Origin of the sequence: Ureibacillus endophyticus, from assembly GCF_003628435.1 — a bacterium.
GTDB classification, from domain to species: Bacteria; Bacillota; Bacilli; order Bacillales_A; family Planococcaceae; genus Ureibacillus; species Ureibacillus endophyticus.
The window spans coordinates 125,341-138,749 of record NZ_RBZN01000001.1; the positions used below are offsets into that span (position 1 = coordinate 125,341).

16 protein-coding genes are annotated in these 13,409 nt (G+C 35.3%); 9 read left to right on the forward strand and 7 right to left on the reverse strand.

The features are described 5' to 3' along the window. Positions 1-109: 109 nt before the first annotated feature. The 5 genes from thrS (at position 110) to D8M03_RS00555 (ending at position 4,027) form a co-directional block, all read left to right on the forward strand. Positions 110-2,041, forward strand: a complete 1,932-nt coding sequence (gene thrS, locus D8M03_RS00535) for a threonine--tRNA ligase (protein WP_121212724.1) — start codon at positions 110-112, stop codon at positions 2,039-2,041. Between the two features lie 410 nt (positions 2,042-2,451). After that, the gene (gene infC, locus D8M03_RS00540) at positions 2,452-2,958 is read left to right on the forward strand and encodes a translation initiation factor IF-3 (protein WP_121212725.1); all 507 of its coding nucleotides are present in this window, start codon (positions 2,452-2,454) and stop codon (positions 2,956-2,958) included. A 30-nt stretch (positions 2,959-2,988) separates the two neighbouring features. Beyond that, complete coding sequence (gene rpmI, locus D8M03_RS00545; protein ID WP_097072856.1) at positions 2,989-3,189, forward strand: 50S ribosomal protein L35; 201 nt, start codon at positions 2,989-2,991, stop codon at positions 3,187-3,189. Between the two features lie 68 nt (positions 3,190-3,257). Next, positions 3,258-3,617: a 50S ribosomal protein L20 gene (gene rplT, locus D8M03_RS00550; protein ID WP_121212726.1), complete on the forward strand. Its 360-nt coding sequence runs from the start codon at positions 3,258-3,260 to the stop codon at positions 3,615-3,617. Between the two features lie 140 nt (positions 3,618-3,757). Next, positions 3,758-4,027, forward strand: coding sequence for a DUF1294 domain-containing protein (locus tag D8M03_RS00555; protein WP_121212727.1), 270 nt, complete (start codon positions 3,758-3,760; stop codon positions 4,025-4,027). A gap of 89 nt (positions 4,028-4,116) precedes the next feature. Here the strand turns inward: D8M03_RS00555 and D8M03_RS00560 are convergent, their stop codons facing one another. Then, entirely contained in the window at positions 4,117-4,395 is a 279-nt protein-coding gene (locus D8M03_RS00560; RefSeq protein ID WP_121212728.1) for a hypothetical protein, read from the reverse strand. Between the two features lie 156 nt (positions 4,396-4,551). After that, entirely contained in the window at positions 4,552-4,950 is a 399-nt protein-coding gene (locus tag D8M03_RS00565; protein WP_121212729.1) for a sigma-w pathway protein ysdB, read from the reverse strand. Between the two features lie 92 nt (positions 4,951-5,042). Here D8M03_RS00565 and D8M03_RS00570 point away from each other — a divergent pair, with 92 nt between their 5' ends. From D8M03_RS00570 to argF, 3 genes are all read left to right on the forward strand, one after another. After that, positions 5,043-5,525, forward strand: coding sequence for a dUTP diphosphatase (locus tag D8M03_RS00570; protein WP_121212730.1), 483 nt, complete (start codon positions 5,043-5,045; stop codon positions 5,523-5,525). Positions 5,526-5,544: 19 nt separating this feature from the next. After that, positions 5,545-6,633, forward strand: coding sequence for a M42 family metallopeptidase (locus D8M03_RS00575; protein WP_121212731.1), 1,089 nt, complete (start codon positions 5,545-5,547; stop codon positions 6,631-6,633). Between the two features lie 270 nt (positions 6,634-6,903). Then, entirely contained in the window at positions 6,904-7,869 is a 966-nt protein-coding gene (gene argF, locus D8M03_RS00580; RefSeq protein ID WP_121212732.1) for an ornithine carbamoyltransferase, read from the forward strand. A 410-nt stretch (positions 7,870-8,279) separates the two neighbouring features. Here argF and D8M03_RS00585 read toward each other — a convergent pair whose 3' ends face one another. Further along, a complete protein-coding gene (locus D8M03_RS00585; protein WP_121212733.1) occupies positions 8,280-8,792 on the reverse strand; it encodes a CarD family transcriptional regulator in 513 nt (170 codons plus the stop codon). A gap of 138 nt (positions 8,793-8,930) precedes the next feature. Here D8M03_RS00585 and D8M03_RS00590 point away from each other — a divergent pair, with 138 nt between their 5' ends. Further along, positions 8,931-9,359: a MarR family winged helix-turn-helix transcriptional regulator gene (locus D8M03_RS00590; RefSeq protein ID WP_342768769.1), complete on the forward strand. Its 429-nt coding sequence runs from the start codon at positions 8,931-8,933 to the stop codon at positions 9,357-9,359. Between the two features lie 41 nt (positions 9,360-9,400). On the opposite strand, the gene sspI is transcribed toward D8M03_RS00590, so the two are convergent. The 4 genes from sspI to nadB all read right to left on the reverse strand — a co-directional run bounded on the left by sspI (position 9,401) and on the right by nadB (position 13,307). Beyond that, positions 9,401-9,610 carry a small acid-soluble spore protein SspI gene (sspI, locus tag D8M03_RS00595; RefSeq protein WP_121212735.1) on the reverse strand — a complete coding sequence of 70 codons (210 nt, stop codon included), beginning with the start codon at positions 9,608-9,610 and terminating at the stop codon, positions 9,401-9,403. Positions 9,611-9,813: 203 nt separating this feature from the next. After that, entirely contained in the window at positions 9,814-10,917 is a 1,104-nt protein-coding gene (gene nadA / locus D8M03_RS00600; RefSeq protein WP_121212736.1) for a quinolinate synthase NadA, read from the reverse strand. Position 10,918: 1 nt separating this feature from the next. Next, entirely contained in the window at positions 10,919-11,764 is an 846-nt protein-coding gene (gene nadC / locus D8M03_RS00605; RefSeq protein WP_121212737.1) for a carboxylating nicotinate-nucleotide diphosphorylase, read from the reverse strand. Further along, entirely contained in the window at positions 11,721-13,307 is a 1,587-nt protein-coding gene (gene nadB, locus D8M03_RS00610) for an L-aspartate oxidase (RefSeq protein ID WP_121212738.1), read from the reverse strand. The genes nadC and nadB overlap by 44 nt, the downstream gene beginning before the upstream one ends. Between the last annotated feature and the right edge of the window lie 102 nt (positions 13,308-13,409).

The following is a 13,409-nucleotide window of genomic DNA, read 5'->3' on the forward strand; positions in this document are numbered from 1 at the left end:
GGATGGCGCTTTTTATTTTGCTCTAGTAGCGAAATTTGTCTGTTTATGAGCGTTTCGAGAACTGATGTGCGTTTTCATCGACTAAATCAAAGAAAAAGGAGAAAGTATCATGACAGAAGTAATTAAACTTACATTCCCAGATGGCGCTGTGAAGGAGTTTCCACGTGGGACATCAACAGAAGATGTGGCAGCTTCTATTAGCCCAGGACTTAAAAAACAAGCATTAGCTGGTAAATTAAATGGTGTACAAATCGACCTTAAAACACCAATCGAAGAAGGCGGTGCAATTGAAATCATCACACCTAAATCTGAAGAAGCATTAGAAATTTTACGTCACTCTACAGCTCACTTAACAGCTCAAGCTGTTAAACGTTTATTCCCAGGTGTGAAATTAGGTATTGGTCCTGTAATCGAAGGTGGATTCTACTACGATATCGATTCTCCAACACCAATCTCAGCAGAAGATTTACCAAAAATTGAAAAAGAAATGAAAAAAATCATTGCCGAAAATATCGAAATCGAGCGTAAAAATGTAAGCCGTGATGAAGCACAAAAAATTTACGAAGAAATCGGTGATGAATATAAATTAGAATTACTTGAAGCAATTCCAGCTGACGAACAAGTATCAATTTATTATCAAGGTGAATTTTTTGACCTTTGCCGCGGAATTCACGTACCATCAACAGGTAAATTAAAAGAATTTAAATTATTATCATTAGCGGGAGCATATTGGAGAGGTAACTCTGATAACAAAATGCTTCAACGTATTTACGGTACAGCCTTCTTTAACAAAGAAGAATTAAAACATCATCTTCAAATGTTAGAAGAAGCAAAAGAACGTGATCATCGTAAAATTGGTAAAGAGTTAGAATTATTCACTTTATCACAAACTGTTGGTCAAGGTTTACCACTTTGGTTACCAAATGGAGCGACAATTCGCCGTATTATCGAACGTTACATTGTAGATAAAGAAGTAAAACTTGGATACCAACATGTTTACACACCAGTATTAGGTTCTAAGAAATTATATGAAACTTCAGGTCACTGGGGTCATTACCATGAAGACATGTTCCCACCAATGGAAATGGATAACGAAACATTAGTTTTACGTCCTATGAACTGTCCTCACCATATGATGGTTTATAAATCATCATTACACTCATATCGTCAATTACCAATTCGCATTGCTGAACTTGGTACAATGCACCGCTATGAAAGTTCAGGCGGTTTATCTGGTTTACAACGTGTACGTGGAATGACTTTAAACGATTCTCATATTTTTGTTCGTCCAGACCAAATTAAACAAGAGTTTAAAAATGTTGTGGAATTAATTTTAGATGTTTATAAAGATTTCGATTTAAAAGATTATAAATTCCGTTTATCTTATCGCGACCCTGCTGATAAAGAAAAATATTTCGATGATGATGAAATGTGGGAAAAAGCACAAAGCATGTTAAAAGAAGCGATGGATGATATGGGACTTGATTACTTTGAAGCAGAAGGTGAAGCTGCATTCTATGGTCCTAAATTAGACGTTCAAGTGAAAACTGCTATTGGTAAAGAAGAAACATTATCTACAGTTCAACTTGACTTCCTACAACCAGAACGTTTTGACTTAACTTATGTTGGAGAAGATGGTAAACCACATCGTCCAGTTGTAATTCACCGTGGTGTCGTTTCAACAATGGAACGTTTCGTTGCCTTCTTAATTGAAGAGTACAAAGGTGCCTTCCCAACTTGGTTAGCACCAGTTCAAGTAGAAGTAATCCCTGTTTCAAATGAAGTACATTACGAATATGCACAAAAAGTTGTAGCAGATCTTCGTGCAGCAGGCATTCGTGTAGAAATGGATGACCGTGAAGAAAAACTTGGTTACAAAATCCGTGAAGCACAAATGAAGAAAATTCCTTATATGCTTGTATTAGGTGATAAAGAATTAGAATCTGAAGCTGTAAATGTACGTCGTTATGGATCTAAAGATTCAGAAACAGTTTCACTTGCTGAATTTGTTGAAAAAATTACTGCCGAAGCAACTAAATAAGTGTTGTAAAGCAAATTACATTGCTATTTTGGCAAATTCGTTATAATATATAGCACATAACATATCCCCAAAGGCAATTAACTAATTCAATAAAAGAAATTTATAAATGTTAGTTGACATTAAAACTTTGTGGTGTTATGATTATTTAGGTTATGAATACAGTTTGTGGTTGAAGTAGAGGCTGCCCGCTTCTCACCTGAATTACGCATTTTGCAGTTAACAGGTATGACACGTTGAATTGACTACGCTAATTAGACGCGTATGTATATATAGCGGGCGGACATCTTCTGAATAATGTCCGTCCCTTTTTTTATGGACATACTTAGAAAGTGTACCGTTCAACCGGGCTAGCTAAGCCTTAATCGTGTATTCGCGACAAATCTTGGAGGTGGATTCGTATTAGCAAAGACATGTATGTAAACGAAGGCATTCGCGCACGTGAACTTCGTGTAATCGACCATAATGGTGATCAGCTAGGAGTTAAATCTCGTAATGAAGCGTTAGAACTTGCCGCTCGTGCAAACTTGGATCTTGTCCTTGTGGCCCCTCAAGCTAAGCCACCAGTCGCTCGTGTTATGGACTATGGTAAGTTTAAGTTTGAACAGCAAAAGAAAGATCGTGAAATTCGCAAAAATCAAAAAGTCATCAACATGAAGGAAGTTCGTCTAAGTCCAACAATTGATGAACATGATTTCCAAACAAAATTACGTAATGCAATTAAATTCCTTGAAAAAGGCGATAAAGTTAAATGTTCTTTACGTTTTAAAGGACGTGCCATTACACATAAAGAAATTGGACAACGCGTATTAGATCGTTTTGCTGAAGCTTGTGCTGAAGTATCTACGGTTGAACAAAAACCGAAGATGGAAGGCAGAAGTATGTTCTTAGTTCTTCAACCGAAGAACGAGAAAAAGTAATATTGACGAATATTTAGGAGGAAATTCGAAATGCCAAAAATGAAAACTCACCGTGGCGCTGCGAAGCGTTTCAAAAAAACGGGCAAAGGAAAATTAAAATTTGACCGTGCATACGGTAGCCACTTATTCGCTAACAAATCTACTAAACAAAAACGTCACTTACGTAAAGCAAAAGTTGCTACTTCAGGTGACTTCAAACGCATCAGATCTTTACTTACTTACATGAAATAATTTTTGTGTAATAGATGAACGAACGTGATTAAATTAAACATTCGAAAGAATTGCAGGAGGTAATTGTTATGCCACGCGTAAAAGGCGGAACAGTAACGCGCAAGCGTCGTAAAAAAGTATTAAAATTAGCAAAAGGTTATTTTGGTTCAAAACATACATTATACAAAGTTGCTAACCAAGCAGTAATGAAATCAGGTCAATATGCATACCGTGACCGTCGTCAAAAGAAACGTGATTTCCGTAAATTATGGATCACTCGTATCAACGCAGCTGCTCGCATCAACGGTCTTTCTTACAGCCGTTTAATGCACGGTTTAAAAGTAGCTGGTATCGAAGTTAACCGTAAAATGTTAGCTGACTTAGCTGTAACTGACGCACAAGCATTTGCTCAATTAGCAGATACAGCAAAAAAAGCTGTAGCGAAATAATTTAATCTACATAGTAAATTAAATTATTTCTGCGCCGAAAGCAAAGCGACAGGTGCAAAATAATAAATACTTAATAAAAAGCTGGTAGGAGAACCTATCAGCTTTTTTGTCTATTATAGAGATAAAGATAGGGGGATACTATGGATTTAGCTTTAATATCATATATAGCAGTCATGTCAATCATATTATGTATTTTCATGTACATTGACAAATCCCGTGCCAAAAATCATGAGTGGCGTATATCAGAAAAATCCTTATTCACGTTAGCTATTTTAGGTGGAGCTTGTGGTGGTGTGTTAGGAATGTATTTATTCCGACACAAAACAAAACATAATTCATTTGCCTTTGGTTTTCCATTACTCGCAGCAGTTCATATTTTTCTCATAGTAAAAGTATTTTCGATTGTATAAAATAAAAATGCGTGCTATATTGGCACGCATCATGTTCCTAAAATTAGGAAGGTTTGTATAAACAAAATTGCAATTAAGCTAAATTATTTTTACCAGCCTCTGTTGTTCCCACAACGCGAGCACTTACAATGTTTCCCGTGATTTCTCTCAGGACTTACAATTTCAATTGTACATTTTAGGCATTTGTCATCTCTAATGTTTCTTACGCGATCACGACCTTTGTTTCTGCCTCTATCGAAATCACCCATAACACGATTACAGCCACAAGAACGGTGTCTTCTATCATAGTCACCCATTACACGGTTACATCCACAAGAGCGATGTCTTCTATCAAAATCACCCATAACGCGGTCTCTTCTACAACCCATATTAGCACCTCCTTTCTCTCTATTTATATGACTTCCTTTAATTGTTCCTTGTACAAATAACCATTTTTATAAGAAAAAATATAAATATTAATAAATTAAAAAGGATTGTCTATCATGCATAGTTCATGCAATGTTAGACAATCCTTATGTGGGTATTCAATCATTACTAGTCTCATTTTTCATTAATTGTTCTATTGGATTTTTCCAATTAATTTTGGCTTTTGGGTAGTTCAATTGAATCTCCTTTTCTAAATAGAGAAAATCTTCTTTTGTTAGTCCTTGAAGTTTCATTGTATCGTGTACCCAAACGAAGATTGAAACGACTTCAAAAGCATTTTCTGTTGTTCCTAAATACTTTTCACCTTCAAATAAGGCACCTTTGTAGGAAATGAAAAAGTTTTTGCGAACGTTTTTCACATCATCGTAAAAATAATATTCTCCCTTCTCATATGCTTCATCTAATTTTCGTTTTGGGTCAGTTAAGAAACGTACCCCTTTATAAAATAAATAAATGATAAGTGCAATGATAAGAAAGCGAATAATTAGAAGAGCCATAAAAGTCCCCCTTGTAAAAACGTAATACTTTCATTTACGATTAAGTAGTGGATGAAGTTTCATTTTTTATAAAGAAATTGAGGGAATTTTTTATGGAATTTAAAGAACTTTTTGAAATGCAACGACAACTAGATTCTTTTATTGAACAAACACAAAAGATAGATCGAGATGTGTTTAAAGAAAAAGGACTAGCATTAATGATTGAACTGGCAGAACTCGCTAATGAAACAAGATGTTTTAAATTTTGGAGTACAAAGGGACCTTCAAAAAGGGAAGTTATATTAGAGGAATTTGTTGATTCAATTCACTTTCTTCTTTCATTAGGAAACGAAAAAGGATTATCGTTGGAATCATGGCCAGAGATAAATAAGAAAGAAGATTTAACAAATTGGTTTTTACAAACACAGGAAGTCATTTTACAATTTATTCAACATCCAACTGCGGATACTTACCGTGAAGTTTGGCAATGTTATGGAGTATTAGCTTATAATTTGAAGTTCACATTAGATGATATAATTGAAGCATATATTTCTAAGAACGAAAAAAACTATGAGCGTCAGCGTTCAGGTTATTAGGATTTGGGAGGACAAGTAAATGGCTCAATTAGATGATACGTTAAAAATGTTAAAAGAATTAACAGATGCAAATGGTATTCCAGGGAATGAACGAGCACCAAGACAAGTCATGAAAAAATATATCGAACCATTGGCAGACGAAATTGAATACGATAACCTCGGTAGCTTGATTGCCAAAAAAATTGGTGATCCAAATGGTCCGAAGATTATGATTGCAGGACACCTTGATGAAGTTGGATTTATGGTTTCACAAATTGATGAAAAAGGATTTATTAAGTTTCAAACAGTTGGGGGATGGTGGAGTCACGTGATGCTATCCCAACGCGTTACGATTACAACGCGTAAAGGTGAAGAAATTATTGGGGTTATCGGCTCAAAACCTCCTCACATTTTACCTGCGGAAGCTCGTAAAAAAGTTGTTGATATGAAGGAATTATTCATTGATATCGGAGCAACATCAAAAGAAGAAGCGCTAGAGTGGGGAATTCGCCCGGGGGATATGATTACTCCATATTTTGAATTTAATGTGATGAAAAATGAAAAAATGTTATTAGCAAAAGCATGGGATAATCGTATTGGATGTGCCATTGCAATTGATGTATTCAAAGCATTAAAGGATAGCAATCATCCAAATATTGTTTATGGCGTAGGAAATGTTCAAGAAGAAGTTGGCTTACGTGGCGCCAAAACATCTACATTTAAAATTCAACCGGATATTGGTTTTGCGCTAGATGTAGGTGTTGCTGGAGATACTCCAGGGATTACTGCAAAAGAATCCACATCAAAACTTGGGGACGGGCCACAAATTATTATCTATGATGCATCAATGGTAGGTCATAAAGGACTTCGAGACTTTGTTGTAGATATCGCTGAAGAACATAATATCCCATATCAATTCGATTCTACACCAGGTGGAGGAACTGACGCTGGCTCAATCCATTTAACTGCAAATGGTGTTCCTGCAATGGCAATTGGAATCGCAACACGTTATATTCATTCTCATGCAGCGATTCTTCATCGAGATGACTACGAAAATACAGTAAAATTAGTTGTAGAAGTTATTAAAAGATTAGATCGTGAGACAGTAAATAAAATTGTTTTTGATTAATATTTAAAGTTTGAGGGGGAGAAAAAATTTTCTTCCCTTTTTTATGTCTAATTAAGTCTAACTTGCATATAAGTAATATTGGTGTATTAATGAAGATTTATTTTTAATCTTAAATGCGAATATTTATGAGTAAATTTCATAATTTGCTCGATACTTAATGAATATTGTTTGTTTAGAGAAAGTTTTAAAAAATAATAAAAATGCACTTGATTTAATAAATATACAAATGTATAATGAATTCATCATCAACGAAATAAGGGGCGTTAGTTAATGAAATTACTAGAAGAGGTTCAGTTAAAGCTAGTGTCAAGTTTGAAAGGAAAAGATCTACTGACACTACTTGATTATACAAGTGAAGAAGTTCAAGACTTAATTAAATTAGCAACACAATTAAAAACAATTACAAAAGCCGGTAGATGCCCAAAATTACTAGAAGGTAAAACTTTAGGTATGATTTTCGAAAAAAATTCGACTCGTACACGTATTTCATTTGAAGTTGGAATGAATCAACTTGGTGGTAAAGCGATGTATATGCATTCCCGAGACATGCAAATTGGCCGTGGTGAACCGATTTCAGATACAGGTCACGTTTTATCAGGTTATTTAGATGCCATTATGATTCGTGCAAACTCTCATGAAATGGTGAAAGAATTAGCTGAACATGCTTCTATCCCTGTGATTAATGGTTTAACGGATATTTACCATCCTTGCCAAGCATTAGCTGACCTTGAAACAATTGCTGAAAATAAAGGCGATTTTAAAGGATTAAAAGTAGCTTACGTTGGTGACGGCAATAATGTTGCTCACTCATTAGTTGTAGCATCTGCTCATGTGGGAATGGACATTGCAGTTGCAACTCCTGTCGGGTATGAACCAGATCCAGAAATCATTGCAAAAGCACAAGAGATTGCAAAAGCAAACGGAAGTATTGTAACAGTGACAACTGATCCAGTAGCGGCAGTGAAAAATGCGGATGTTGTTTATGCAGATGTATGGACTAGTATGGGTCAAGAAGAAGAGTCTGCTAAACGTCTTCAAGATTTCAAAGGATATCAAATTAACGATGCCTTAGTAGCACATGCAAAATCTGATTACATGTTCTTACACTGTTTACCAGCTCACCGTGAAGAAGAAGTATCATCATCTGTTATCGATGGACCAAATTCTTATATCTTTGAGCAAGCTGAGAATAGACTACATGCTCAAAAAGCGGTACTTGTTTCTTTACTTGCTTAGTAAGAAATGAAGACTAGATGCTCTGCACCGAAAGCAGTTCTAGATTCATTACTTGCTTAGTAAGAAGAGAGAGCTAGACGCTAGACGCTCTGCACCGAAAGCGTAGCGGCAGGTGCAAGCAGAAAATTGACTTCATGCACAAAAAGCAGTATTAGTTTCGTTACTGGCTTAATTGAAGAGGGAAATTTTAATTTATTAATAAATGCACAGGAATCTTCAGGGGAAGTGATTGTGTGTTTACCTTGGCAAAGTATGCAGGTCGTGTACTTTGACTCAAGACTCTATATAGATCATGAACGGGGGACTCGCTGGGATTGATCGACGCGATGACAATTTCAAGATGGAAAGACTCATCGCTACATAGGAAAAGCAACCTGGGAGACGCTAGGTTGCTTTTTATTATTGTTTTTTTAAGTTGTTTGTTTATCACTTATCTGTAATAGTTTTTCTACTCTATTTTCAATGGTTTTTGGAGTAGTTTTTAAAGAAATGGCTAAATCAGCAAATAAAACCTTTTGAATTTCTAATAATAATTTTCGATCATATTCTGGGAACTTTTTTCCTTCTTGCTCAAGCTCATATTTTTTTGTCATTAGTGTATTAATGAGTTTTGCAATTTCTTTGCGGTTTCCTTTTTTTATTATTGAGGAATAAATTTGAGTACGTTGATTGTTTTTTTCTATCCATTCAATGCCAGGCAGTGTAAATAATGTAAAGATTTCATCCGCTTGTTCCTTTGTCATTATTTCTAGCATGGAAATGGTTTTATTATCAATCGGGGCATTGATTTGTAAGTGGACATTGTCGACAGGATGTAAGACATAATACGTTTTTGTAACACCTGAGAAGGTTTTTTCAGTTATATCATCAATCTGGCATAAACCATGTGAAGAATAAATAATCGTATCACCAATCTTGAACATTTATTTGCCTCCCAAATTGTATTTGTCAACTTAGTTGACTATTCTAATAGTACCCTATATTCTTAAAAATGTCAACTTAGTTGACGTATAATTCTGATTTTTGTATACTTGATGACACATTTAAAACTTGGAGTGACAATGATGAGTTTAGAATACGGTTCTTTAGATTTATTTGATCTAATTAGCGAAAGACATAATATGGTGCGTAAAGTCCTTGGGGAAAGATGGAGTGAAATGAGCGATGTTTCCATATCGAACTCAGAATGGTATATTATGGCGAAAATTTATAAAAATCAACCTACCATATCGTCTATTACAAAATCTGTCCAAATTACAAGACAAGCTACTCATAAATTTATTAAGAAGCTTGAAGAAAAAGGATTAGTCAATGTTTTGAATGCAAATAATAAACGAGATAAATGTATTGAATTAACAGAACTAGGGGAAAGATGTGTAGAAAAATATAATTCCATAAAAAAAGAATTAGAAGTGAAAATTTCTAATCATATTGGAGAAAAACAATTCGAAACACTTAAAGAATTATTAGGGAAAGAATGGGGAATGTAATATATCTGGCAATATGACAGACATATTGCCAGTACAGAATTTTAGTTCATAAAAGTTTTTGATAGTTTTTCCGTAAAGGCTTGATGTTCTTCTTCAGAAGAAGCTTTCCACCATGCCTCTAAAAATACGCCCAATCCTGGAAGTAAATGTTCATCTCCACGGGAAATTGCATCTTGCACAGTATCGCGAAATTCTGCTGCACTATCACCTTGGACATTTTGTTTTATTGCATCTCTAATTTGAAAGTTCATATAACAATCTCCTCCTCATTTAATAGTGTGCCTTAATAAAAGGAAACTATACATAGTAAAACATAGAAAAGCGGAGCGCGTTCGTACAGCTCCGAAAGCACCAGAAGTGAGATGCGCGGAAATTATTCCTAAAGAATACGCCCAATCCCAATTACAATAAAACCAAAATAAAAAGGAGGGAAAGTTCCCTCCAAATTCAAACCTTAAGCTAATGTTAACATTCTATCTAATGATAAAATGGCTTCTTTAGTAACTTCCTTATCAACTTGAATGACATTACCTTCTTCACCATTTTCAATAATTTCTAAAGCCCATAGAAGATGAGGTAAGTCGATTCGATTCATTGTTAAACACGGACACATATTTTCATTTAATGAAATAATCTTCTTATCTGGATGTTCTGCAATGATTCGTTTAACTAAGTTCATCTCGGTACCAATTGCCCAACTTGATCCAGTAGGAGCAGCATTAATAGTATCTACAATAAATTTAGTAGAACCATTCATATCAGAAACTTCGACTACATCTCTACAACACTCAGGATGAACAATGATTGTCATTTCAGGATATTTTTCACGAACTTCACGCACGTTTTCTACCGTAAAACCTTGGTGTACAGAACAATGGCCCTTCCAAAGGACGACTTTAATATCTTCCACATTTCCTTCAAATTCAAGCTTGCCGCTAATTGGGTTCCACACGGCCATTTGCTCTAATGGAATACCTAGTTCAAATGTTGTGTTTCTTCCTAAATGCTGATCTGGTAAGAAAAATAAACGTTCTTTTTGTGTAAATGCCCATTTTACCATTTTCTTAGCATTGGAAGAAGTTACACAAGCGCCACCGTTTCGACCTGTGAATGCTTTAATTGCTGCAGTTGAATTGACATAGGTTAGTGGAATCAATGTGTCACCAAAAATTTGTTGTAGTTGAACCCATGCTTCTTCTGTCTGGTAAATGTCAGCCATATCCGCCATTGAACAACCTGCACGCATATCAGGTAAATACACCACTTGCTCATCTGTTGTTAACATATCTGCAGTTTCTGCCATAAAGTGAACACCGCAAAAAACGATATGCTCTGCTTTTTTGTTAGCTGCTGCAACTTGGGCTAATTGTAGGGAATCCCCAATACTGTCTGCAAATTGTACAACTTCATCTTTTTGATAATGATGACAAGGAATAAATAATTTTTCTCCTAATTTCTCTTTTATTTCACGAATACGATTTTCCATTTCGGCACGGTCCATTGTGCGATATTTTTCTGGTAACATTCCTTTATTGTTTAAAAGATTTGCAATTGCCACTTTACATTGCCCCCTTCAATTTAACTAATGCACTAATATCTAAGGCTTTAACGGAGTGGGTAAGTGCTCCTAAAGAAATCCATTCAATACCAGACTCTGCATAACTGCGTAAGTTCTCTAATGTAATACCACCAGATGCTTCCGTTGTAATATGGGATGGAACGAGAGGCAACCATTCAGCAATTTGTTCAGGGGAGCGATTATCAAACATAATAATATCTGCTCCGGCTTCAATGGCTTCTAATAGTTGTTCTTTCGTTTCAATTTCTACTTCTATTTTCACGGTATGTCCAATTTTTGCTTTGGCAGTTTTAACTGCATTTGTAATGCTACCAGCAAAGGAAATATGGTTATCTTTTAACATTATGCAATCATATAGGCCACTGCGATGATTGAAAGCACCACCAGATCGAACTGCGTATTTATCAAGCATGCGAAGGCCAGGAATCGTTTTACGTGTGTCACAAACTTTTGCGTTCGTTCCCTCTGTTAACAGAACAGCTTTTGCTGCATTCGTTGCTATTCCGCTCATTCTTTGGATTAAATTAAGTACGACACGTTCACCAGTCAGTAAACTACGTAAGTTCCCTTCAATAATTGCTATTTCATCACCTTTATTTAATTTCTCTCCATCTTGTTTTAGAATGGTAGTTTTTAATGATGAATCTAGTAAAGTAAAACCAGTTTCTATAATTTCGGCTCCACAGAAAATACCTTCTTCTTTTGCATAAAATGTGAAGGATCCCTGTTCTGTAGGTGAGAATAATAATTCACTTGATAAATCTCCATCACCAATATCTTCGTTAAAAAACTGCTTTAACATCGATTGCAATTTGATTTTGTTCATATAGCTCATCCTTCACATTTAATTTTCCATTTTTAAACACGACCCATTTATTCTGCCAATTGTCTTCTTTATTTGGATATTCTTTTCGAATATGGGCTCCACGGGATTCATTTCGTGTTAAAGCAGCGTTCGCTACTAGAGATGCACTAATATGCATAAAGAGTCGTTCAATTTTTTCTCGGGATAAACTACTTAGATTAATTGAAAAATACTCTTCAAAAGATGGTAGTAGATTAATTAATCTATTTAAACCTTCACTATCTCGTAAAATACCTGCATGTGCTAACATTTCATTTTGAATTTTATGAGTTGGTAAAAGTTCTATATAGTTTGTAGTTTTCCTTGCTTGAAACTGTTGGAAATTTTTTTGCTTCTTTCCATATTTTAAAAGGTTTTCGGCCATTAATTTTCCGAAAGTAATTCCTTCTAATAAGGAGTTGCTTGCTAATCGATTTGCACCATGAACACCAGTACATGCTACTTCACCAACTGCTAATAGTCTTGGAATACTTGTATGTCCATAGCGATCTGCTACAACACCACCCATTAAAAAATGGCTACCTGGTGCAACAGGAATACGATTATCACTTATTGAAATTCCGTTTTCTTCACATAATTTTGTAATGGTCGGGAACTTTTTTGCAAAATCGCGAATTTGTGATATGTCGATGTATACTTCATTACCTTTTGCTCGTTCTTTATACGTTTCGTAAGCTGTAATATGTCTTGGTGCTAAATCACCTAACGGATGAACACCTTCCATAATTTTTCGACCATTCTCATTTACGAAATAACCTCCAGCACCGCGCACTGCTTCTGAAACAAGCCCCTTTGATTTGCCATCGATATAAAGTAGACTAGGGTGGAATTGAATAAATTCCATATCTGCTATTTTTGCACCTGCTAAAAAGGCTAGAGCTATTCCATCCCCATAACTATCTGAACAATTAGATGTACAAGAATAAATGGCCCCTGCACCGCCAGTAGCTAAAATGACATAAGATGCAAAATATACATTCTCACCGGATTCATTTTTCGTTTTAACTCCAATACATTCGCCAATAGTGTTTAATAATAGTTCATAGGCAAGTTCATACTCATGAATACGAACGTTCTTTGGAAGTTTTTCAATTAAATGATCGACCAATGCTTTACCGGTTGCATCGCCACCTGAGTGAATAATTCGTGGTTTACTATGCGCACCTTCAAGACCTAATGAAATAGTGCCATCCTCTTTTCGATCAATAGAAAATTGGTCATGGATAAGATGTGTAATCGCATCTTGACCTTTTTCAACTAGAGCTTCAACATTTTCATAGGAATGGTGGTGTTCACCAGCATCTAATGTATCTTGAATGTGCAAAGAAGCATTGTCATCCGTACTTGTAACAGCGGCAATACCACCTTGGGCTTTATAAGAACTACCATTTGTTATATTTGCCTTTGTGACGATATGAACGTCAAATTTTTGTGATAAGACACGAGCTGCTTGTAATGCGGCAATACCACTTCCAATAATGACGATATCCGTATCGATTTTCATATAGTCCCCTTCTTTACAGTTGTCTTGACACCTATATTTACATAAAATGAAGTAGAAAACAAGCATTGATTTTACTACTAAACTTATAAAAATTTTAGATTT